This is a genomic window from Chitinophaga sp. MM2321, assembly GCF_964033635.1.
Lineage (GTDB): Bacteria > Bacteroidota > Bacteroidia > Chitinophagales > Chitinophagaceae > Chitinophaga.
In genome coordinates, this window is sequence record NZ_OZ035533.1 from 4,978,378 (window position 1) to 5,000,893 (window position 22,516).

The 22,516-nt window shown below is 44.4% G+C and carries 18 protein-coding genes and 6 tRNA genes; all 24 read right to left on the reverse strand.

What is annotated here, in order from left to right; translation table 11 throughout:
- Nucleotides 1–7: 7 nt before the first annotated feature.
- Nucleotides 8–1,045: a glycosyltransferase family 9 protein gene (locus ABQ275_RS19180; protein ID WP_349314775.1), complete on the reverse strand. Its 1,038-nt coding sequence runs from the start codon at nt 1,043–1,045 to the stop codon at nt 8–10.
- A gap of 11 nt (nt 1,046–1,056) precedes the next feature.
- Entirely contained in the window at nt 1,057–1,662 is a 606-nt protein-coding gene (locus ABQ275_RS19185; RefSeq protein WP_349314776.1) for a DUF4254 domain-containing protein, read from the reverse strand.
- Nucleotides 1,663–2,266: 604 nt separating this feature from the next.
- The gene (locus ABQ275_RS19190) at nt 2,267–3,691 is read right to left on the reverse strand and encodes an amino acid permease (protein WP_349314777.1); all 1,425 of its coding nucleotides are present in this window, start codon (nt 3,689–3,691) and stop codon (nt 2,267–2,269) included.
- Between the two features lie 85 nt (nt 3,692–3,776).
- Nucleotides 3,777–4,388 carry an OmpH family outer membrane protein gene (locus tag ABQ275_RS19195; protein WP_349314778.1) on the reverse strand — a complete coding sequence of 204 codons (612 nt, stop codon included), beginning with the start codon at nt 4,386–4,388 and terminating at the stop codon, nt 3,777–3,779.
- 181 nt (nt 4,389–4,569) lie between these two features.
- Nucleotides 4,570–5,265, reverse strand: a complete 696-nt coding sequence (locus tag ABQ275_RS19200) for a DUF4397 domain-containing protein (RefSeq protein ID WP_349314779.1) — start codon at nt 5,263–5,265, stop codon at nt 4,570–4,572.
- Nucleotides 5,266–5,379: 114 nt separating this feature from the next.
- A complete protein-coding gene (gene rpoC, locus ABQ275_RS19205) occupies nt 5,380–9,675 on the reverse strand; it encodes a DNA-directed RNA polymerase subunit beta' (RefSeq protein ID WP_349314780.1) in 4,296 nt (1,431 codons plus the stop codon).
- 122 nt (nt 9,676–9,797) lie between these two features.
- Complete coding sequence (gene rpoB / locus ABQ275_RS19210) at nt 9,798–13,607, reverse strand: DNA-directed RNA polymerase subunit beta (protein WP_349314781.1); 3,810 nt, start codon at nt 13,605–13,607, stop codon at nt 9,798–9,800.
- 220 nt (nt 13,608–13,827) lie between these two features.
- Nucleotides 13,828–14,199 (reverse strand): 50S ribosomal protein L7/L12, encoded by a 372-nt coding sequence (rplL, locus tag ABQ275_RS19215; protein ID WP_349314782.1) that lies wholly within the window; start codon nt 14,197–14,199, stop codon nt 13,828–13,830.
- Nucleotides 14,200–14,320: 121 nt separating this feature from the next.
- Nucleotides 14,321–14,848: a 50S ribosomal protein L10 gene (rplJ, locus tag ABQ275_RS19220; protein ID WP_349314783.1), complete on the reverse strand. Its 528-nt coding sequence runs from the start codon at nt 14,846–14,848 to the stop codon at nt 14,321–14,323.
- A 59-nt stretch (nt 14,849–14,907) separates the two neighbouring features.
- Nucleotides 14,908–15,597 (reverse strand): 50S ribosomal protein L1, encoded by a 690-nt coding sequence (rplA, locus tag ABQ275_RS19225; RefSeq protein WP_349314784.1) that lies wholly within the window; start codon nt 15,595–15,597, stop codon nt 14,908–14,910.
- Between the two features lie 44 nt (nt 15,598–15,641).
- Nucleotides 15,642–16,085, reverse strand: coding sequence for a 50S ribosomal protein L11 (gene rplK, locus ABQ275_RS19230; protein WP_349314785.1), 444 nt, complete (start codon nt 16,083–16,085; stop codon nt 15,642–15,644).
- Between the two features lie 392 nt (nt 16,086–16,477).
- On the reverse strand, nt 16,478–17,044 hold the full coding sequence (nusG, locus tag ABQ275_RS19235) for a transcription termination/antitermination protein NusG (RefSeq protein WP_349314786.1): 567 nt from the start codon (nt 17,042–17,044) through the stop codon (nt 16,478–16,480).
- On the reverse strand, nt 17,045–17,245 hold the full coding sequence (gene secE / locus ABQ275_RS19240; protein WP_349314787.1) for a preprotein translocase subunit SecE: 201 nt from the start codon (nt 17,243–17,245) through the stop codon (nt 17,045–17,047). It abuts the gene before it with no gap.
- 109 nt (nt 17,246–17,354) lie between these two features.
- Nucleotides 17,355–17,425: transfer RNA gene (locus ABQ275_RS19245), tRNA-Trp, on the reverse strand.
- Nucleotides 17,426–17,526: 101 nt separating this feature from the next.
- Nucleotides 17,527–18,714, reverse strand: a complete 1,188-nt coding sequence (tuf, locus tag ABQ275_RS19250; protein ID WP_349314788.1) for an elongation factor Tu — start codon at nt 18,712–18,714, stop codon at nt 17,527–17,529.
- 72 nt (nt 18,715–18,786) lie between these two features.
- Nucleotides 18,787–18,860: transfer RNA gene (locus ABQ275_RS19255), tRNA-Lys, on the reverse strand.
- 111 nt (nt 18,861–18,971) lie between these two features.
- Nucleotides 18,972–19,043, reverse strand: a tRNA-Thr gene (locus ABQ275_RS19260).
- A 20-nt stretch (nt 19,044–19,063) separates the two neighbouring features.
- Nucleotides 19,064–19,136: transfer RNA gene (locus tag ABQ275_RS19265), tRNA-Gly, on the reverse strand.
- A 199-nt stretch (nt 19,137–19,335) separates the two neighbouring features.
- A tRNA-Tyr gene (locus ABQ275_RS19270) sits at nt 19,336–19,417 on the reverse strand.
- Nucleotides 19,418–19,504: 87 nt separating this feature from the next.
- Nucleotides 19,505–19,578: transfer RNA gene (locus ABQ275_RS19275), tRNA-Thr, on the reverse strand.
- A 232-nt stretch (nt 19,579–19,810) separates the two neighbouring features.
- A complete protein-coding gene (locus ABQ275_RS19280) occupies nt 19,811–20,110 on the reverse strand; it encodes an HPF/RaiA family ribosome-associated protein (protein WP_349314789.1) in 300 nt (99 codons plus the stop codon).
- Nucleotides 20,111–20,272: 162 nt separating this feature from the next.
- On the reverse strand, nt 20,273–21,202 hold the full coding sequence (locus ABQ275_RS19285; protein WP_349314790.1) for a tyrosine-type recombinase/integrase: 930 nt from the start codon (nt 21,200–21,202) through the stop codon (nt 20,273–20,275).
- 88 nt (nt 21,203–21,290) lie between these two features.
- A complete protein-coding gene (gene rpsU, locus ABQ275_RS19290; protein ID WP_089920815.1) occupies nt 21,291–21,488 on the reverse strand; it encodes a 30S ribosomal protein S21 in 198 nt (65 codons plus the stop codon).
- A 201-nt stretch (nt 21,489–21,689) separates the two neighbouring features.
- A complete protein-coding gene (locus tag ABQ275_RS19295; protein WP_349314791.1) occupies nt 21,690–22,442 on the reverse strand; it encodes a LexA family transcriptional regulator in 753 nt (250 codons plus the stop codon).
- Nucleotides 22,443–22,516: the final 74 nt, after the last annotated feature.

Genomic DNA, 22,516 nt, shown 5'->3' on the forward strand with positions numbered 1-22,516 from the left:
CATTTCATCAAACAACACTTATTACCTTTTCTACTATCTGTTCAGGTTTGATCCATTCCATGCAGGCGTGGTCCCCTCTGAAACAGAGCTTGTTGCCGAATACAGAACATGGCCTGCAATGCAGATCTGTGATCTGTACAGCATTGTCAGGCGACTGTGCATAGCCCATAAAGCCGGCAAAGGGATGCGTTGCTCCCCACACCGATACCACCGGCACACCAAACAACGATGCCAGGTGCATATTGGCAGAATCCATACTGATCATTACATCCAGCTGACTGATGATCGCCATTTCCTCCTGCAGGGAAAAACGCCCTGCTACCATCACTGCTTGCGGATACCTGGCAGCCAGCTCCGTGAGCTGCGCCACTTCCCGCTTTCCACCACCAAAAAGCAATACTTTATGCCCCGGTTCCTGCACCAGCGTAGCCAGCACCTCTTCCATTTTCTCCAAAGGGTACATCTTTTCCCGGTAAGTGGCAAAAGGAGCCATTCCTACCCACTTCTCCCCCTCCTTCAGACCAATAACCGACTGCGTGGTTGCAGCCAGCGGTTGGGGCGGAAAAACGGGTTTAACGCCCATTGTACAACTAATGCCCAACTGCCGGAAAACAGTAGCATACCGCTCAATAGTAGTGGTAAGTGGTTGTAATACCTTGTTCTCCCGCCGTGTCAGTGCTTTTTTGGCTGCACGCCCTTTGTCAATAGCCGCTACCGGCGTGCCGGTCAAACGGAAAAAAGTACGGACAATCTGTGCGCGCAATACATTGTGCAGATCAGCTACCGCCGTTATTTTATGCGCCTTGCGGATACTTCTGAATAAACGGAATAATCCCGGTACGCCTTTGTGTATGCCTTTTACATCTGCCGGAAAAAATATCAGCCGCGGAATACCCGCACACAAAGCTCCCCAGTTCTTATTCGTTACAAAAACTATCGATACATCCGGATGCTCTTCCAATACCTGTTTCATAACAGGAATGGTCATCGCTACATCTCCCAATGCCGAAAAACGTAAAGCCAGTATGGTTTTAGTGGTACCCAATGATTGCTGATTTATTTTTCACCCTTGTATAAAACAGGATTTAAAGAAGGGTCGTTATACATCTTCATCTGCTTGTACACCTTCATATATTTTTTACCGGCTGCAATGTCCTGCAATAATGTTTCTATCGCAGTACTCAGGTCTGTACGCTGTTCCAGCAGGATATCCAGTTTACGCTGACATGCAGTACGATGCGCTTCATCCGCATCTGCACGGGTAGCTTCTTCCTGCATATGATATATCTTCAACGCCAGTATAGACAGGCGATCTATTGCCCAGGCAGGGCTTTCCGTATTCACTGTTGCAGCTGCCGCAGGCATAACCGTACGATATTGCTCCAGAAAATAACTATCTATATATTCCACTACATCTGTACGTTCCTGGTTGGAACGGTCGATCCAGCGTTTAATATCCAGGGCCGCTACCGGGTTTATTTTAGGATCACGGATAATATCCTCCAGGTGCCACTGTACGGTATCTATCCAGTTTTTCAGGTATAGCAAATGTTCTATACTACTTTTTTCATATGGATTATTGATAGCCTGGTGTACATCGTTATACTGGTGATAGTCCAGTATGCTCTGGTTAAATATTTTGTGGGATAGTGCTGTAAACATCCGGCAAAAATAAAGAATTACAGATTACAGATGACGGATATTTCATAGCGGGAACTCCTGTAGTGAAGCAAAGGAACTAAAAAAAGAAGCGCATGGTGGAAACCATACGCTTGTTGTAAAAGATTGTCATGTGAATGTTCGAGAATGCAAATCGTGTAGGCTTTTAATGGTTATCTTGGGGTTGAGATGTCGTCAAGGTATACCACCTGATATTTTCAAATACTCTACATAATGATGTTGTTAAAACATCATACGTTTGTTGGCAATAAATATTTTATAGGTAAATTTTTAGCTGTGGCATTACTTACGCTGATGGCTAATCACATTTTGAGGGTCCATAAAAACTCAATAACATCCAATTGCGTTGTTAACAATTCGTTGCTGATCTCTACGCTGCAATGCTGCTCTGCACTTGTAATATTATCAATGATAACAAAGGGTTTTCTGCTTCAAACGTTGGCATTAAGGAGGTAAATCTATTCACACCTATCCGTTTGTCTATATGCAAATTAACAGGGGCCACTGCTACCAAATGTGCAGTGACCCCTGTTTTACATACAACGTTCGTGTTAAATTTCGATTTTCTTTGTCATATTTAGCAAAGTCAGACCTTCTCCTTGCGGCTCATCGCGATAAAATAAAGCGGAATACCCAGCAGGATGATCCCAAGTCCCGGCAAAGTATAGTTTGTTTCAAAAACCAGCAGTAAAGCAGCCAGCGACAACGCTACAATAATATACACCATAGGCAGGATGGGATACCCAAAGGCTTTGTAAGGTCTTTCCAGATCCGGGCGTTTTCTCCGCAGGATAAAAATACCCAGGATAGTGAGTACATAAAATATCAGCACACCGAATATTACCAGCGCCAGCAAATCATTATACCTGCCGGTAAGACATAGTAAAGATGCCCACACACACTGAATCCACAACCCATAACCCGGTACGCTGTTTTTATTCAGCACACCGGCTTTTTTGAAGAATAGCTTGTCTTCCGCCATGGTATAGTAAATACGGGCGCCCGATAAGATCAATCCGTTATTACAGCCAAAAGTAGATACCATGATCATCACGGCGATGATAAGGGAACCGGTACTGCCGAATATCTGTTCCGCAGCGGCTACACCCACCCTATCATTGGCGGCAAAGGCAATATCATGTAAAGGCAATACAGCCAGGTACATCAGGTTGCAGCTAACATAAATGATGGTTACTATCAGCGTACCCAGAAAAAGCGCGCGCCCGATATTCTTCGCCGGATGCTTGATTTCAGCGGCTATGAAAGTTACATTGTTCCAGGCATCACTGGAAAACAGTGAACCTTTCATTGATACAGCTATCGCGCCAAAGAAAGCCAGTCCGGACAATACTTTGGTGACAGTGGCGCCATTCACGGCCTCCATGGAAAAATGGTTCCAGGGGTCCTGCCAGTTGGCTTGCCAGATCTCCTGTTTTGCACCCAGCCCGAAACCGAAAATGATCAGCCCGAACAAGGATAACAACTTCGCCAGTGTAAATACAGTTTGTATTATTTTCCCGTGTTTTACACCCCGGGTATTGATAAAAGTTAGTAAGATGATAGAAACAATAGCTACAATCTGTGCAGCAGAAATTTGCACAATGCCCGCATCCCACAGGATGTTTTTTTCACTGAAAGCGGGAATCAGATAGGCGGTAAATTTGGCAAAAGCTACTGCTACTGCGGCGATGGTGCCGGTCTGGATAATTCCGAACTGTGTCCATCCAAACAGAAATGCGATAAAAGGATTATAGGCTTCCCGGAGGTATACATACTGTCCGCCTGCTTTTGGAAACATGCCGGATAATTCCCCGTAGCTCATGGCGGCTATCATGGTAATCAGACCTGCCAGCACCCACATGACGGTGACCCATCCTGCGCCTCCTACGCTGCGCGCTATTTCCGCAGTAACAATAAAAATACCGGAGCCAATCATGGAACCGGCTACGATCATCGTGGCGTCCAGCAAGCCCAGCGAGGGTTTGAACGAGTTAGTTTGGTTGATACTCATATGGCTGAATTAAAAAATCCCGGTTCGTTGTGGGGAACCGGGACTATAAGGTAGACAAAAATTTCATGCTTTGCCAGCAGTCAGCTTATTTGGCTGCAGGAGCACCCGTGCTATTCATCCCTTTAATAACATCTGCCGTAACATCGTAGGCAGGATCCCTGTAAAGGATATTACTCACGCCACTACGGTAAGAAAAGATATATGCAAAACGTTTGTCGGAATTATAAGTTTTCAGGAAAGCATCCAGCCTATTCTGTAACTCTTCGTTGAATTTGGCTTCCTGCTCTGAGTAAGTAGCACGCAGGTTCTGCGCTTCCTGTTCCAGTTGTTGTTGTTTGGCCATCAGGCTACGTTGTGCAGCTTCGCCCTGTTCCTGGGTAAGGGTGGATGCTTTACGTTGTAAGTCCTGGTATTCACTCTGCAAAGCACGTGCTTTACCTTTCAACTGGTTATCCATTCCCTGTTGTTTTTGCTCCAGCTGACCTCTCTTCTCCTTAAAATATTCAAAATGCGCTTCCAGTGAATCCAGATCTACGTAAGCAATTTTGAAACTGGCTGCTGCCAGGGAGCCGTTGTTCGCTGCTGGTGTAGTTGCTGGTGAGCTGCTACCAGATTTATTTCCCTGGCAAGACATAAATAAACCGGCTGATAGTGCCGCTAATAATCCGTTAGTCACAAATTGTTTACGAGTGCGCATGTTGATAGGTAGATTTACTCCTTTAAATACATTTTTAAAATGGAAGGGCTAAAATAAGGTTTTTACCGGATTTTCATATTCTGTTTGCTATTTTTAGCTAGGTTTTAACGAATATTATTCCCTTATTTCCCCTGTTGCCAGCGTATGTACATGTACGTTAGCGTTCGTATGAAGCGGCTGATTAGTTATGTTGTATCGTGAAGATTCTGAAAGTAGCCGTATCCAGGGCATTCCCGCTGGTTATCAGCGTATATACCTTACCGGTCTCCGTTTGAAAAGGTAATTTTTTCAATACCACCACCGGTGTATCCGGTCTGCGGAAATTTAAGGTGTAGGCACTGTCACCCCCCACCGCAGCAAAAGGCGTAAGTGTTGTAAAAGTAATATTGGTAAAGATGCGGGGAAAAGTATCCGAATACACATCTATGCCTAAAGGCGACTGATTGGCTTTGAATGTCTGACTCAGATTCATGATCCTGAATTTGGCAGTACCCTTTCCTAAAGATGAAATATCATCTTCTGTAGTCCGCAACAAGTATTGCTTTGCCACAGTATCCACAGAAAGATATGCAGAGAAAAAGCGCCCGTTCCGAAGGTTGATTTCTCCCCCTGGTAATAAAGTGCCGGGTGTAAGGGTATTATATAAGTAGATGTTGTATTTCTGCGCCCTGTATTGTTTATAGCCCGTGTTCTCACCATAGCCAATGTTACTGCTGAGTACCATGGTATCCAGCAGCACGCCGAACTGTGCGGTACCCGGTACACCGTTAAAAAACAGGAAATTGGATTGGGTAACAGGTATAGAACTATCACTGTCCTTTTTACAAGCTGCCAGCAGTGCCAATACGATAATAACAGAAAGAGTCAGTTGTTTCATGCATCCAAAAGTAAAGAATTACGACAGGGGAATAACAGATTTATGAGAGAAAGTAAAAAAAAACCTCTGTCCGGCGGACAGAGGTTTTTTCCATTTATTTTCAGGACGGAAGTCCTATTCTTCTTCATCAAACTGGAATACTTCTTTAGAAGATGCCAGGATATCGTATTCTTCTTTAGAACCTACGATCATGTTTTCGAATTCACGTAAACCGGTACCGGCAGGGATCAGGTGACCAGTGATCACATTCTCCTTCAGACCCATCATATCATCGATTTTACCGTTGATAGCAGCCTGTGACAGTACTTTCGTAGTTTCCTGGAACGAAGCAGCAGAGATCCAGCTGCGGGTACCCAAAGACGCTTTGGTAATACCTTGCAACAGCGGGCTGGAAGTAGCCGGACTTGCATCACGGAATTCTACCAGTTGTTTATCTGCACGGCGTAACAGGGAGTTTTCTTCACGCACCTGACGCAGGGTCACTATCTGACCAGGTTTCAGGTTGGCAGATTCACCTGCTTCCGTTACAACCTTCTTATCGAAGATCATATCGTTTTCTTCAAAGAATTCAAATTTATCTTCGGTATCACCTTCCAGGAAGCGGGTATCTCCAGGATCCTCGATGTTTACCTTACGCATCATCTGACGAACGATTACCTCGATGTGTTTATCATTGATCTTCACACCCTGTAAGCGGTATACTTCCTGGATTTCATTTACCAGGTATTCCTGAACGGCAAACGGTCCTTTGATAGACAGGATATCCGCAGGGGTAGTAGAACCGTCAGACAGCGAAGTACCGGCCTTCACGAAGTCACCATCCTGTACCAGGATATGACGTGTTAATGGAACCAGGTATTTCTTGATCTGGCTTTCGCGGCTTTCGATGATGATTTCACGGTTACCACGTTTGATGTTACCAAATGCTACCACACCATCAATTTCAGAAACGATGGCAGGATTGCTCGGGTTACGTGCTTCAAACAGCTCCGTAACACGTGGCAGACCACCCGTGATATCGCGCAGTTTACCCATCACACGAGGAATCTTCACGATTACCTGTCCTGCTCTCACCTTATCGCCTTCAGCGATAACAATGTGCGAACCAACCGGTAAGTTGTATGATTTCACCTCTTTATTACCCTCTGCGAGGATAGATGGGATCTTGTTTTTATCTTTTGTTTCAATAACCACTTTCTCACGGTGACCTGTCTGTTCGTCGGCTTCTTCACGGAAGGTAATACCTTCAATGATGCTGTCGAAACGGATGGTACCATTTATCTCAGACACGATCACAGCGTTAAACGGATCCCATGTACAGATCTGATCACCTTTCTCAACTTTCTGTCCGTCTTTTACCAATAAGGTAGAACCGTAAGGAATGTTGTTGGTTACCAGCAAACGGTCGTTCTTCACATCCATGATACGCAGCTCACCGGTACGGCCGATAACGATCTGTACTTTATCACCCTGGTTGTTTTCATAGGTGGTAGTACGTAAGCCATCAAACTGTACGGTACCGTCAAATTTAGCCTGTAAGCCGGATTCAACAGAGGTAGATCCAGCCACACCACCTACGTGGAACGTACGCAGTGTTAACTGTGTACCCGGTTCACCGATAGACTGTGCAGCGATGATACCCACGGCATCACCTCTTTGTGCAGTATAACCGGTTGCCAGGTTCTTACCATAGCATCTTACACACACACCGCGACGACTTTCGCAAGTCAGTACGGAACGGATCTCTACGGTTTCGATCGCACTTTCTTCAATTCTGTGTCCGATCTCTTCAGTGATCTGGTCGCCACCGGCAACAATCAGCTCTTCTGTATGAGGATCAAATACATCGTGGAGAGAAGTACGGCCAAGGATACGATCGTATAATGTTTCGATCACTTCCTCATTATCTTTCAGCGCCGAAGTAGCGATACCACGCAGGGTTCCGCAATCTTCTTCGTTGATCACCACATCCTGCGCAACGTCCACCAGACGGCGGGTCAGGTAACCCGCATCCGCTGTTTTCAACGCCGTATCCGCAAGACCCTTACGGGCACCGTGCGTAGAGATGAAGTATTCCAATACGTTCAAACCATCTTTAAAGTTGGACAATACCGGGTTTTCGATGATCTCGGAACCGGTAGATCCACTCTTACGCGGCTTGGCCATCAGACCTCTGATACCAGCCAGCTGTTTGATCTGCTGCTTGGAACCACGCGCACCGGAATCCAACATCATGTATACTGAGTTGAAACCTTGCTTGTCTGTTGCCAGCTCACGGATCAGGGCTTCTGTCACCTTCGTATCCACACGTGACCAGATATCAATGATCTGGTTGTAGCGTTCGTTGTTGGTGATCAGACCCATATTATAGTTATCCCAAACTTCGTCTACTTCACCGGCAGCACCATCAATCATGCTCTGCTTCACATCCGGGATGATCAGGTCATTAATGTTAAATGACAGACCACCGCGGAACGCCATGCGGAAACCTAATTGTTTGATGTCATCCAGGAACTTCGCAGTCTTTGGAATATCTGTTGCTTTGATGATATCACCGATGATTTCACGCAGTGATTTCTTGGTCAGCAGGGCATTTACATAACCGGCAGCTTTAGGTACGAACTGGTTGAACAGTACGCGACCCACCGTTGTTTCGATCAGTTTTCTTTCCAGCTCACCGCTTGCAGTTCTTACATCCGCTTTAACACGGATGTGTGCATGCAGATCAATGCGGTCTTCATTTAATGCGATGATTACTTCTTCGGCAGAATAGAAAGCTTTACCTTCTCCTCTTACCACCACATCACCGATTGTTTTCTTACCCTTGGTAATGTAATACAGCCCGAGTACCATGTCCTGTGAAGGCAGGGTAATAGGCGTACCATTCTGTGGGTTGAGGATGTTATGGGAAGACAGCATCAACAGTTGGGCTTCCAGTACAGCAGCATTGCTCAAAGGCACGTGCACCGCCATCTGGTCACCATCGAAATCCGCGTTAAACGCAGAACACACGAGCGGGTGCAACTGAATCGCTTTACCTTCCACCAGCTTAGGCTGGAAGGCCTGTATAGACAAACGGTGAAGGGTCGGGGCACGGTTTAACATAACCGGGTGACCTTTCAATACGTTTTCCAGGATATCCCAAACCACCGCTTCTTTACGATCTACCAGCTTCTTAGCTGATTTCACCGTTTTAACGATGCCTCTTTCAATCAGTTTACGGATAATAAATGGTTTAAACAGCTCAGCCGCCATGTCCTTAGGCAAACCACACTCATGCAGTTTCAGCTCAGGACCTACCACGATCACAGAACGACCGGAGTAATCCACACGTTTACCTAACAGGTTCTGACGGAAACGACCTTGTTTACCTTTCAATACATCTGACAGTGATTTCAGTGCACGACCACCTTCCGCTTTCACCGCATTGGATTTACGGGAGTTATCGAACAGGGAATCCACTGCTTCCTGCAACATACGTTTTTCGTTACGCAGGATCACCTCAGGTGCTTTAATCTCGATCAAACGTTTCAAACGGTTGTTACGGATGATCACCCTGCGGTACAGATCGTTCAGGTCGGAAGACGCGAAACGGCCACCATCCAAAGGAACTAACGGACGCAGTTCCGGAGGTACCACAGGAATATATTGCATTACCATCCATTCAGGACGGTTTTCTACACGACCATTTGCTTCACGGAAAGCTTCCACTACGCTCAAACGTTTCAGCGCCTCCGCTTTACGTTGCTGGGAAGTTTCAGTAGCAGCCTGATTACGCAGCTGATAGGAAAGACTGTCCAGATCAATCCGGGCCAGCATCATTTCTACCGCTTCCGCACCCATCTTGGCAATAAACTTGTTCGGATCTTCATCCGGCAACATTTGATTGTCTTTGGGTAAGGTATCCAGGATATCCAGGTATTCTTCTTCAGTGAGCAAGTCACCGTAGTTCATACCTTTCTCCTGTTTCGCGCCTGCCTGAATGATTACATATCTTTCATAGTAAACGATGGTTTCCAGCTTTTTGGAAGACATTCCCAGCAGGTAACCGATTTTATTAGGCAGTGATTTGAAATACCATATATGTACAACGGGAACCACTAAACGAATGTGTCCCATTCTTTCACGACGTACTTTCTTCTCCGTTACTTCCACACCGCAGCGGTCGCACACTATACCCTTATAACGGATACGCTTATATTTTCCGCAATAACATTCGTAATCCTTCACAGGGCCGAATATCCGCTCGCAGAATAAACCATCACGTTCCGGCTTGTAAGTACGGTAGTTGATGGTTTCAGGTTTCAGCACCTCACCGTATGAACGCTCCAGAATAACATCGGGAGAAGCCAGACTGATGGTGATGCTGTTAAAATTTGATTTAGGACGATTTTCTTTTTTGATAGCCATCTGTTATTAGCTTTTAGCTGTTAGCCGTTGGTGATAAGCCAGCGACAAAAATTTTATTCCTGCGAAATATTCCAAGCTATCAGCCATTAGCATTGCTGCTAACGGCTGGTAGCTAAAAGCTCTTAGTCAAATTTCAGATCCAGACCCAGACCACGTAACTCATGGATCAATACGTTGAAGGATTCAGGCACACCCGCTTTAGGAATGTTGTCTCCTTTTACAATTGATTCATATGCTTTGGCACGACCAACGATATCATCTGATTTAATAGTAAGCAGTTCCTGCAGGATATTAGCGGCACCATATGCTTCCAGTGCCCATACTTCCATCTCACCAAAACGCTGACCACCAAACTGTGCTTTACCACCTAATGGCTGTTGGGTGATTAAGCTGTACGGTCCGATAGAACGGGCGTGCATCTTATCATCCACCATGTGGCTCAGTTTAAGCATGTAGATAACACCCACGGTTGCTTTCTGGTGGAAACGATCGCCCGTTTCACCGTCGTGCAGGTAGGTGTGACCAAAGCTTGGTAAACCTGCCTCCGTAATGTAATCAGCTATTTCTTCCGTTGTAGCACCATCGAAAATCGGTGTGGCAAAACGTACGCCCAGTTTCAGACCAGCCCAACCTAATACGGTTTCGTAGATCTGTCCAAGGTTCATACGGGAAGGTACCCCGAGTGGGTTCAGTACGATATCCAGTGGTGTACCATCTTCCAGGAACGGCATGTCTTCGTCACGCACGATCTTGGCTACAATACCCTTGTTACCGTGGCGTCCCGCCATCTTATCACCCACTTTCAGCTTACGTTTGCTGGCCAGGTAAACCTTCGCCAGTTTCAGTACGCCCGCAGGCAGTTCATCACCAATAGAGATGTTGAACTTCTCACGTTTGTAGCGGCCCAACTCTTCGTTGAACTTAATATTATAGTTATGCAGCAGGGTGTTGATCTGATCGTTTACCACTTCGTCTGTTGTCCAGCCCAGCGGATTCACGTTCATGAAGTCAACATTTACCAGGTTCTTCGGAGAGAACTTGGAGCCCTTGGAAATCAATACTTCACCGTAAGTATTGGTAATACCCTGAGAGGTTTTATCCTTCAGTAATACCAGTAACTTGCTCATCAGCACTTCCAGCACATCTTCTGCATTCTTCTGGTGAATTTTCTCCAGTTTCTCAATAGCTGCTTTCTCGCGGGTTTTGGAGTTCTTATCTTTCTTCGCGCGACTAAACAGTTTCTTGTCGATTACCACACCTTCTGTTGATGGAGGCGCTTTCAGGGAAGCATCCTTTGCATCAGAAGCCTTGTCACCAAAGATCGCTCTTAACAGCTTTTCTTCAGGAGAAGGATCAGATTCACCACGTGGAGTAATTTTACCGATCAGGATATCCCCTTCTTTAATGTGTGCACCAACACGGATGATACCGTTCTGGTCGAGGTCTTTGGTAGCCTCTTCGCTCACGTTCGGAATATCCGGGGTCAGTTCTTCTTCACCCAGTTTGGTATCACGTACTTCCAGTTCATATTCATCGATGTGGATGGAGGTAAACAGATCCTCACGTGCAACACGCTCAGAAATTACGATCGCATCCTCAAAGTTGTAACCTTTCCATGGCATGAACGCCACTTTCATATTACGTCCCAATGCCAGTTCACCACCGCGGGTAGCGTAACCTTCTGTTAAGAAGTCGCCTTCAGTAACGCGCTGACCTTTCTTAACGCAAGGTCTGAGGTTGATACAGGTGCTTTGGTTCGTTTTTACAAATTTGGTCAGGTTATAGATCACCAGGTCATCTTCAAAGCTCACCAGTTTCTGCAGCTCATCACGTTCGTAGCGAACATGAATTTCTCTTGCATCCACAAATTCAATCACACCTTTACCTTCTGAAGTGATCTGCAAACGGGAGTCGCGTGCTGCTTTACCTTCCAGACCGGTACCTACGATAGGCACTTCCGGATTCAGCAGTGGCACGGCCTGACGTTGCATGTTTGATCCCATCAACGCACGGTTGGCATCATCATGTTCCAGGAACGGAATCAATGATGCACTCAAACCCACAATTTGGTTAGGCGCCACGTCCATGAATTCCACATCTTCTTTATCGAGGATCGGGAAGTCACCGGTTTCGCGGGACTTAACTTTATCAAACATGAAATAACCTTTCTCATCCAGTGGGGCGTTTGCCTGTGCAATCTTCACGGAATCTTCTTCTTCAGCACTCAGGAACTCCACTTTATGCATATCTACTTTACCTTCTCTTACCTTGCGGTACGGTGTTTCGATAAAGCCCATTTCGTTCACTTTGGCGTGTACGCAAAGGGTGGAGATCAGACCGATGTTTGGTCCTTCCGGTGTTTCAATAGTACACAAACGGCCATAGTGGCTATAGTGAACGTCACGTACCTCAAAGCCTGCTCTTTCACGACTCAGACCACCGGGCCCGAGCGCAGAAATACGGCGTTTGTGGGTGATTTCAGACAGCGGATTCGTTTGATCCAGGAACTGTGACAACTGGGAAGTACCAAAGAAGGAGTTGATCACGGAAGACAGGGTCCTCGCATTGATCAGATCTACCGGCGTAAATACCTCGTTATCACGAACGTTCATTCTTTCACGGATGGTACGTGCCATACGTGCCAGACCAACACCAAACTGAGCATATAACTGCTCGCCCACGGTACGTACCCGACGGTTGCTCAGGTGATCGATATCATCGATCTCTGCTTTACCGTTGGTCAGTTGTACCAGGTATTTGATGATGGAGATGATGTCATCCTTCGTCAGCACTTTCATGTCTAACGGTGTAGGAAGACCTAATTTTCTGTTGATCTTATAACGACCAACATCTCCGAGATCATAGCGTTTGTCGGAGAAGAATAATTTATCGATGATGCCCCTGGCTGTTTCATCATCCGGCGCATCTGCACCGCGCAACTGGCGGTAGATGTGCTGAACGGCTTCCAGCTCGGAGTTAGATGTATCCTTGTTTAATGTATTGTAGATGATGGAGAAATCGCCGCTCACCTCTTCTTTCTGTACAAACACGCTTTTCAGGCCCATGTCTACGATGGTCTCGATATTCGCTTCATCCAGAATGCTATCACGTTCCAGCATAATTTCATTACGCTCGATGCTCACCACTTCACCGGTATCTTCATCCACAAAGTCTTCTACCCAGCTTCTTAAAACACGGGCAGCCAGCTTCTTGCCGGCATATTTATCAAGACTTTTCTTGTCTGCTTTTACTTCATCTGCCATGCCAAACAGCTGCAGAATGTCTTTATCTGTTTCATAGCCGATGGCACGCAACAGGGTGGTAACCGGGAATTTCTTCTTACGGTCGATGTAAGCGTACATCACGTTGTTGATGTCCGTTGCAAACTCCATCCATGCGCCCTTGAACGGTATCACCCTTGCAGAGTAGATCTTCGTTCCGTTCGGGTGAACAGACTGACCAAAGAAAACACCTGGCGATCGGTGTAGTTGGGATACAACTACGCGCTCAGCACCATTAATAACGAAAGTACCTCTTGGAGTCATGTACGGAATGTTACCTAAGAACACATCCTGCACAATAGTCTGGAAATCCACATGCTCCTCATCGTTACAGCTGAGACGTAGTTTCGCCTTCAACGGTACAGAGTAAGTCAGCCCACGTTCAATACACTCCTCGATGGTATAACGCGGAGGATCCACGAAATAATCAAGAAACTCCAGGTTAAAGATATTGCGGGTATCTGTAATCGGGAAGTTCTCTTTAAATACTTTAAACAGGCCTTCGTTATTTCGCTTGTCTGGTGTGGTTTCTAATTGGAAGAAATCCTTGAAAGATTGGATTTGGATAGCCAACAGATCCGGTGTCTCAGTAACTTGTTTGATCTTTCCAAAATTTACTCTTTCGCTTGTTTGGGCTTTTTTTAGAGACATATTCGAAGTTAGCAGTTATATGACTTATAAGAATTAGGGAAATTAAGATTTCTTTGGCAATATCCATCCTAATTAAATTATGCCTTCTGCACATTGTCAAAGTCACCTCAGTAGTGATTCCCCGTTTTGACTCTCTGAAAAAGACACTTTCCCAAAGGGAATAAGGCCAAAAGTGCAAAAGCACTTTTGACCTTTAAAAAGATGTATACTAAGCAAAGAATTACTGAATTTCAACATCAGCACCAGCTTCAGTCAGCTTAGCTTTCAGGTCTTCAGCCTCAGCTTTGCTAACGCCTTCTTTTATTGCTTTAGGAGCGCCGTCAACCAGTTCTTTCGCTTCTTTCAGGCCTAAACCGGTCAGATCTTTAACGATTTTAACAACGTTCAGTTTGCTGGCACCAGCAGCTTTCAATACTACGTTGAAAGCAGTTTTTTCTTCAACAGCAGCAGCTTCACCACCACCGGCAGCTACAACAACTGCAGCAGCAGCTGGTTCAATACCATACTCAGATTTCAGTACATCGGCGAGTTCTTGTACTTCCTTAACAGTTAAACCTACTAATTGTTCGGCTAATGCTTTTACGTCTGCCATTTTATAATGTTTTAATGTAATGTTTGTAATGTTGTTGTTGATTATATTGTGACTTGGAAGCCATGTTCATGTTGGAATTTTGTTACTTAGTTATTAAAATAACTAAATACATAAATCCCAATTACTCTGCTGCCGGTGCTTCCACCGCAACTTCGTCTTTCTTGCCTTTTTCCAGCAAAGCAGCGATCACGCGTTTTGCAGGAGATTGCAACAGACCCAGTACTTCGCCGATAAGCTCGTTCTTGGTCTTGATGTTGGTCAATGCAACCAGCTGGTTGTCGCCTATGAATACTTCATCCGCAACGAATGCAGCTTTCAGTACAGGTTTTTCCAGTTTGTTGTTGGCCTTACGGAAAGCAGAGATGATCAAAGCCGGCTCTTTCGGGCTGTCAGAGAACATCAGTGCAGTTACACCACTCAGGGAATCAAAAACACCTTCGTATTTTTTGCTATCCAGTGATTCCAGTGCTCTGCGGATCAGGGTGTTTTTAGCCACCTTCATTTCCACTTGCTTGTCAAAGCAAACCTTCCGCAGGGTATTCACCTGTGCAACGCTCAATGACTCCGTGTTGGTGATATAGAAGTTACTATATTGAGAGAACTTACTTTTCAGCAGCTCAACCACTTCATTTTTTTGATCTTTATTCATATTATAACGTTTGTAGCAAGCCCCATCCTTACAGATAACGGGCTACAACTCGTGATCAATTAGTTTTGAACAGATTTAGTGTCAATTACAATACCTGGGCTCATGGTGCTGGCCATAGACAGACCTCTCAGGTAAGTACCTTTTGCAGTAGCTGGTTTCAGCTTAATGATAGCGTTGATCAGCTCCTGTGAGTTCTGTTCAATTTTATCGGAAGCAAAAGATACACGACCAATAGAAGCGTGGATGATACCAGCTTTATCAACCTTGAAGGTAATTTTACCACCTTTCACTTCGTTCACTGCTGCTGCTACGTCGTTGGTAACAGTACCGGTTTTGGGGTTTGGCATCAGGTTACGGGGACCTAAGATCTTACCCAGTTTACCGATTTTAGGCATTACAGCAGGAGTAGCTACGATTACATCGATATCTGTCCAACCAGCTTCAATCTTCTGGATAAATTCATCCAAACCAACAAAATCAGCACCAGCTTCTCTAGCGGCTGCTTCTTTGTCAGGCGTGCAAAGCACTAACACTTTTTTAGTCTTACCAGTACCGTGTGGAAGCGTTACCATACCACGGATAGCCTGGTCAGCTTTCTTAGGATCAACGCCTAAGCGGATATGTAAATCGACAGAACTGTCGAATTTAGTACAGTTAATATCTTTAACTAAGTTAGCAGCTTCTTTCAGGGTGTACACCTTGTTTTTGTCCACCTTAGCCTGAGCGACTTTTCTCTTTTTAGTTGCCATTTGTCGAAATGATTTAAAGTTCCTGCCTTAACAGGGTGAAACAATTAGTTTTCCCAAGGGGCTTTACCATCAACAGTAATACCCATGCTACGTGCAGTACCGGCAACCATTTTCATGGCGCTGTTCAACGTAAAGCAATTCAGATCAGCCATCTTATCCTGTGCAATAGCTTCTACCTGATCCCAGGAAACCTTACCCACCTTGTTACGGTTAGGTTCTTTTGAACCACTCTGTAATTTAGCAGCTTCCAGCAACTGTACAGGTGCAGGAGGCGTTTTAATTACGAAGTCGAATGATTTGTCAGTGTAAACAGTCAGCAATACAGGCAATACTTTCCCAATTTTATCCTGGGTACGGGCATTGAACTGTTTGCAAAACTCCATGATGTTCACACCTTTGGAACCCAGTGCGGGGCCAATTGGAGGAGCAGGGTTGGCCTGGCCGCCTTTCACCTGCAATTTCACGTACGTTGAAATCTCTTTTGCCATGTTTTTTGATTTAATTTGGTTAAGCGTTCGCTGCTAAACAGAGAACTCCCAAAACTAAAAGGAACTAAAATAACCTTTTAAAGGGGATGCAAAGGTAAATAATAATATGAAATTGACAAAAACTATTTGAAATTGGGCATCCTTTTTGCTTATAGAGGCCTTTTTTTTACAAATCCATTGCATTCCCGGGAAAATTCCTTATTATTCAAGGTACGCGAAGGTACACCTAAATCACCAATTTATAAAATAACCCCTTACCGGGCAACTTTCCCATCTTATTATATACGTTACAAAAACCAGCTTCCCCGCCACCCGCTTCATATTGGCACCGGATAACGCCAAAAAAGCGTCCCGAAGACCGGAACGCTTTTCAATAAAGTCAGTATAAAAATTTAAGAAAGCTTTTCTACCTGCATGAAGTTCAGTTCTACCGGCGTAGCACGGCCAAAGATCTTCACGGTTACTTTCAGTTTTTTCTTGTCTTCGATCACTTCTTCTATCACACCGTTGAAGTCGTTGAATGGTCCATCAATGATCTTGATGGTTTCACCCACAATAAAAGGTTCGCTCATCGTCAATCCCTGATCGCTCAGTTCATCCACTTTACCTAACATCTTATTAACTTCCACTTTGCGGAGGGCAATAGGTTTATCCTTACCCAGGAAGTGAATCACGCCGGATACATTGCGTATGGCCTGAATTACTTCGTCGGACATTTTGCCGTCTACGGCTTCGATCATAATATAACCCGGGTAAAAGTTCTTTTCGCGCATCACCTTTTTACCGGCAACCACTTTATAAACTTTCTCTACCGGCAGAAAAACCTGGGAGATCGTATTACCCCAATCGGATCGGCGCACTTCAATATCCAGGTATTCCTTCACTTTTTTTTCCTTGCCACTAACAACGCGGAGTACATACCACTTTGTTTCCTGAGCAGGAATATCGGCTGCATCCATTTATTTAGCTTTGAATATTTCGTAATAATGTGATAACACAAAATTGGAAGCGGCATCCATACCCCATACCAGTGCAGTAACAAAAATAGTTGCTATCAACACAATCATGGTAGATGACTGAAGTTCTTGCCACGTAGGCCAGGACACCTTGTAAACCAACTCATGATAAGACTCGCGGAAATAGTTTCTGATCTTATTCATTGTATAAAGTTAACTATTTATGGTCAATTGTTTAAAGCCTAAAAAATGGTTGACTTGTTTTATTTTGTAATAACAACAATTCAACCATTTAATTATTTATTAAACCTTGCACGGGTACTAGGATTCGAACCCAGATCAAAGGTTTTGGAGACCCGTATGCTACCATTGCACCATACCCGTGTATAAAGCCATTAGCAGTAAGCTTTCAGCAGCCAGCAAATCTATTAAAAAATACTGACATTTAATCGCCAAAGCTAATGGCTTCAAATATTAGGAGTTGCTTATTTCAGGATTTCAGTAACCTGACCAGCACCTACTGTACGACCACCCTCACGGATAGCGAACTTCAGACCTTTATCCATTGCGATAGGCTGGATCAGTTTTACCTGTAAACCAACGTTATCACCAGGCATCACCATTTCAACACCAGCTGGTAATTCAACTTCACCTGTTACGTCAGTAGTACGGAAGTAGAACTGAGGACGGTATTTGTTGAAGAACGGCGTGTGACGGCCACCTTCTTCTTTGCTCAGTACGTATACTTCGCATTTGAATTCAGTGTGCGGTGTAATAGTACCTGGCTGGCAGATAACCATACCACGACGGATCTGAGTTTTCTCAATACCGCGCAGCAACAGACCAGCGTTATCACCTGCTTCACCTTCGTCGAGGAGTTTTTTGAACATCTCAACACCAGTACAAGTAGATTTCAGCGGCTCATCGAGCAGACCTACGATCTCAACGTTCTCACCAACTTTGATGCGACCGCGTTCGATACGACCAGTTGCTACTGTACCACGACCTGTGATAGAGAAAACGTCTTCTACTGACATCAGGAACGGTTGATCAACCGGACGCGGAGGCAGCGGAATGTAAGAATCCACAGCTTCCATCAGTTGGTCGATAGCAGCCACCCATTTTTCGTCACCAGCAAGAGCGCCGGTTGCAGAACCCTGGATTACAGGAACGTTATCACCATCAAAGCCGTTAGAAGACAGCAGATCACGGATTTCGATCTCTACCAGTTCCAGCAGTTCCGGATCGTCTACCAGATCAACTTTGTTCATGAATACTACGATACGAGGTACACCTACCTGGCGAGCCAGCAGGATGTGCTCTCTTGTTTGCGGCATAGGACCATCTGTAGCTGCCACCACGAGGATAGCACCGTCCATCTGGGCAGCACCGGTAATCATGTTCTTCACATAATCCGCGTGACCAGGACAGTCAACGTGAGCGTAGTGACGAGCAAGTGTCTGATACTCTACGTGAGCTGTATTGATAGTAATACCTCTTTCTTTTTCTTCGGGAGCAGCATCGATCTCATCATATCCTCTCTTCTCTGCCAGACCTTTATTTGCCAAAATTGTGGTAATGGCAGCAGTCAAAGTAGTTTTACCATGATCCACGTGGCCGATGGTACCAATGTTTACGTGGGGTTTATCCCGCTTGAAGGTTTCTTTTGCCATTGTATTTTCTTTTTAGATGGTTTGTAAAGATTGTATTGATTGTTGTTTTAAAAAAACGGTTTTACAAACTTGTACCGTTGATGAGAATTGAACTCATGCCCTACCCCAAATAAAAATGGGTCGCTCTTCCATTGAGCTACAACGCTAAGTTTTAATTTCGGAGTGCGGAATCTATAAATTCGAATTCCGAAATTCGAATTTTATGGAGTTTGTTGAGGGCGAAAAAAATCACTCAACTATTCTTCTAAAATTCAGTGAGCTGTTGATGAGAATTGAACTCACGACCTCTTCCTTACCAAGGAAGTGCTCTACCCCTGAGCTACAACAGCTTGAAATTGCTTCAAATACGAGCGGGAGACGAGGCTCGAACCCGCGACCTACAGCTTGGAAGGCTGTCGCTCTACCAACTGAGCTACTCCCGCATTTTAATTCACTAAGTTTCCGGAACACCGTTCAGCAACTTTCCACTTTTATGAATTATAGAATAAAAAAAAGAGCTTTAAAGGCTGTTGTACCACAGGGCTAGGGTATAATAACAACTATAACTTCTGAATTACTCACCTCCTCTCAACAACTATGTTCCGCCTCTGCGAAGGGCAAAAGCGGAACACGCTGTTTCTGTGGGCAGGATAGGATTCGAACCTATGAAGACGTAGTCAGTGGATTTACAGTCCACCCCATTTGGCCGCTCTGGAACCTGCCCTAACATTTTTTGATTTTGTCATTTGGTTATTCAGGTATTTAAATAATAAAATATCTAAATCTTTAAATACCCAAATAAAAACCGGTGAGCCAGCAGAGGGATTCGAACCCCCGACCCACTGATTACAAATCAGTAGCTCTGGCCAACTGAGCTATGCTGGCATCTTTCAAAAAACATTCTCTCAAAAAGTAACTCGTTGAAAGAGAGCGCAAAATTAAGAGAAAAAATCAATTCTCAAAATCTTTTTTTCAGTTTGTTACAAATATTTAAAATTTATTTGTTTCCGCTAAAACGCCCTACCATAAAGAACTTTGCTACCTTACCGACCCTCTTTTTGAATCGGGATGGCAAAGGTAGCAAAGAGATTAATATTTCCAAAATTAATTTAAGGTTTTATTGAAATTTCTTTTCCTTTTGCTTTTTGACCTGGCTAACAAGGGAGTCAAAAGCTAAATCAAAGGACTCTTCGAAGGACTTGGATTCGTGCTTGACAAAGAGATCCTGGCGGGGAATGCGTACTCTGATTTCGGCAATTTTATCTTTAACCTGATGCGCTAAATTATCCAATTTGAGAAATACATCTACACTGACAATACGATCATAGAAAATGTTAAGCTTCTGGATTTTTTTGTTCACGTGATCAATCAATTTTGAATCAGCATCGAAATGCACAGTTTGAATTTGAACGTTCATAGCTCTAATTTTTAAAATATTTAACAATCTAGGTTCTAGTTAGTAAACCATAGTCATAGGCATTCTCTTTTGATGTTAAAGAACTTGTTACTAATATAGTCACTTTTGTGATGCCTTTATGATCCGATGCGTAATATTTTGTTAAAATGAAAAATCAGCGCACTATGCTTTCGGGTGCGCCTGCTTATAAACCTTCTTTAATTGCTCTATTGTAGTATGTGTATAAACCTGTGTAGCAGCAAGACTGGAATGTCCTAACAACTCTTTTACAGCATTCAGGTCTGCTCCATTATTGGCAAGATGTGTAGCAAAAGTATGTCGCAGCACATGCGGACTTTTCTTCTTTAAAGTTGTGATCTGATGATCTGTAAGATATTTATGTACGATGAGATATACATATTTAGGATATAAACGCTTGCCGCTATGCGGATGCACCAGGAGTACTCCCCGCTCAAACACTTCCAGGTTACTGCGTTTTAAATCCGTGTAAGCATTGATTTGCGCGCCTAAGGCAGGACTGATGGGGATCACCCGCTCCTTCCCTCCTTTACCCATCACCTTAATGCTAAGGTTGCCATTATCAACACGGAACTCCTGCAGATAAATCAGCTCCGACAAACGGATGCCGGTCTGGTAAAAGATTTCAAAAATAAGTCGGTGGGTAATGCCTTCGAAATCATCTGTAAAGATCTGAAGGTCGGCAGGACTGCGGTTATCTTCCAGTGCACGCATGCCTTTTTCTTCAATAAATCCCGGCAACCGGCGGCTGATCTTCGGCGCCACCACTTTAATCATGGGCGACTGTTTGATCAACTCCTGCCGCAGGCAGAATTTAAAAAAAGACTTGAGTGTGGAAATCTTGCGGTTAACACTTTTGGCGGTCATGGTATCTTCCATTAACCTGGCCAACCAGCTGCGGATCATTACATGGGTAAGGTCTCCAACAGGGGTGCTACCATAATTGAGGGTAATAAAATCAATAAACTGGAAGAGGTCATTACGATAGGCTGTACAGGTATGACCTGAATATCGCTTCTCTAGCTCAAGGTAGGAGATGAATCGTCCGGCTAAGGAGTATAATTCTTCGTTCAACGCAAAAAGATTGATGATTGTAAAGTTATACAATAACCTTACAATCATCAAATATTTTGAGTGTCCCTAGCCGATGGCTAAGACAATATTAATCTTCAAATTTACCACTGGCCAACTGCTGTTTGTAAACGGCTTTTAACACCTGGTTACGACGTTTAACAGATGGTTTCGTAAAAGACTGGCGCGTTCTCAGCTGCAATAATATGCGTGCTTTCTCAAACTTCTTTTTATACTTTTTAAGCGCCTTGTCTATGTTCTCGCAATCTTTAGAATCAATGATCAACATAATTTTTGCCTCTTATTTTTAGGAACGCAAAGATAAAATAACATTTTATAAAAACAAAAAAGACTTGAAGATTTAGGGATTTTGAGATTTGGTTATTTAATTATTTGAAAATGCAGCGGATAAATAACCTATTTAAAATATCATAACCCGCTGCATCTCAAATAATTAAATAACCAAATCTCAAAATCTCCAAATATTTCTCTAGTCTTTGATCTTCTTCTTTAACAGGCTCACCTGGTCCTGTAGGTGGCTGACCATATCTGCCAGGTGGCTGACGCTCATACGGCTTTGCTGCCCTGCTTTACTGATAACGGCATCAGACTGCCATAGCTCCAGCACCTCCTCCATTTCTACAGGATAAGGCTCAAACTGCGGATTATCAGACACAAGCGTAACCTTTGCCTTGGAGCGGTTGCTTTTGAGTATCCTTTTAAATACGATGCCTTCCCGGGAAGTAATGACCACATAGGTTTCATTATTCTTGATATCATCCCAACCATCTACTTTATGGCATACGATCACGGATCCGGAAGTAACCGGCAGCATGGAATCCCCTGCAATTTCAAAAGCCCGGTAATCACCGGCGCCCAGCATCGGCAGGGTAAAAGTATTCAGTTCTTCGATATACTCCTCATCATTATAGCCTGCCAGGTAACCGGCAGCGGCTTTCACCGGCACAAACTGAATAGCCTGACGGGCACTACCCAGCTTCTGCTGACGGCGCCTCTCCAGGAAATTGTCTTTCTGGGAACCCAGATCACGCCGGAGCAGGTCATCAATAGATACCCGGAACATATCACTGACCTGTTCCAGGATCTCTGTTCTTGGCTCTGCACGCTCTTCTTCGTATGCACCCAGCAAAGAACGCTTGATGCCCATCTTGTCGGCAAACTCTTGCTGCGTCCAGCCTTTTTGCTTACGCAGGTATTTCAAATTCTGGCATACTACGGACATAACCTAAATAATTTAGTACCTTGCTAACAAAATTAGCAAATAATTTTATAAATTCCCAAATATATTCAAGGTGC

Excerpts from the sequence above, each read along its gene's own strand:
- ABQ275_RS19185 (WP_349314776.1), bottom strand. The coding sequence starts at position 1,662 with ATGTTTACAGCACTATCCCACAAAATATTTAACCAGAGCATACTGGAC.
- ABQ275_RS19190 (WP_349314777.1), bottom strand. The coding sequence starts at position 3,691 with ATGAGTATCAACCAAACTAACTCGTTCAAACCCTCGCTGGGCTTGCTG.
- ABQ275_RS19195 (WP_349314778.1), bottom strand. The coding sequence starts at position 4,388 with ATGCGCACTCGTAAACAATTTGTGACTAACGGATTATTAGCGGCACTA.
- ABQ275_RS19200 (WP_349314779.1), bottom strand. The coding sequence starts at position 5,265 with ATGAAACAACTGACTCTTTCTGTTATTATCGTATTGGCACTGCTGGCA.
- rpoC (WP_349314780.1), bottom strand. The coding sequence starts at position 9,675 with ATGGCTATCAAAAAAGAAAATCGTCCTAAATCAAATTTTAACAGCATC.
- rpoB (WP_349314781.1), bottom strand. The coding sequence starts at position 13,607 with ATGTCTCTAAAAAAAGCCCAAACAAGCGAAAGAGTAAATTTTGGAAAG.
- rplL (WP_349314782.1), bottom strand. The coding sequence starts at position 14,199 with ATGGCAGACGTAAAAGCATTAGCCGAACAATTAGTAGGTTTAACTGTT.
- rplJ (WP_349314783.1), bottom strand. The coding sequence starts at position 14,848 with ATGAATAAAGATCAAAAAAATGAAGTGGTTGAGCTGCTGAAAAGTAAG.
- rplA (WP_349314784.1), bottom strand. The coding sequence starts at position 15,597 with ATGGCAACTAAAAAGAGAAAAGTCGCTCAGGCTAAGGTGGACAAAAAC.
- rplK (WP_349314785.1), bottom strand. The coding sequence starts at position 16,085 with ATGGCAAAAGAGATTTCAACGTACGTGAAATTGCAGGTGAAAGGCGGC.
- nusG (WP_349314786.1), bottom strand. The coding sequence starts at position 17,044 with ATGGATGCAGCCGATATTCCTGCTCAGGAAACAAAGTGGTATGTACTC.
- secE (WP_349314787.1), bottom strand. The coding sequence starts at position 17,245 with ATGAATAAGATCAGAAACTATTTCCGCGAGTCTTATCATGAGTTGGTT.
- tuf (WP_349314788.1), bottom strand. The coding sequence starts at position 18,714 with ATGGCAAAAGAAACCTTCAAGCGGGATAAACCCCACGTAAACATTGGT.
- ABQ275_RS19280 (WP_349314789.1), bottom strand. The coding sequence starts at position 20,110 with ATGAACGTTCAAATTCAAACTGTGCATTTCGATGCTGATTCAAAATTG.
- rpsU (WP_089920815.1), bottom strand. The coding sequence starts at position 21,488 with ATGTTGATCATTGATTCTAAAGATTGCGAGAACATAGACAAGGCGCTT.
- ABQ275_RS19295 (WP_349314791.1), bottom strand. The coding sequence starts at position 22,442 with ATGTCCGTAGTATGCCAGAATTTGAAATACCTGCGTAAGCAAAAAGGC.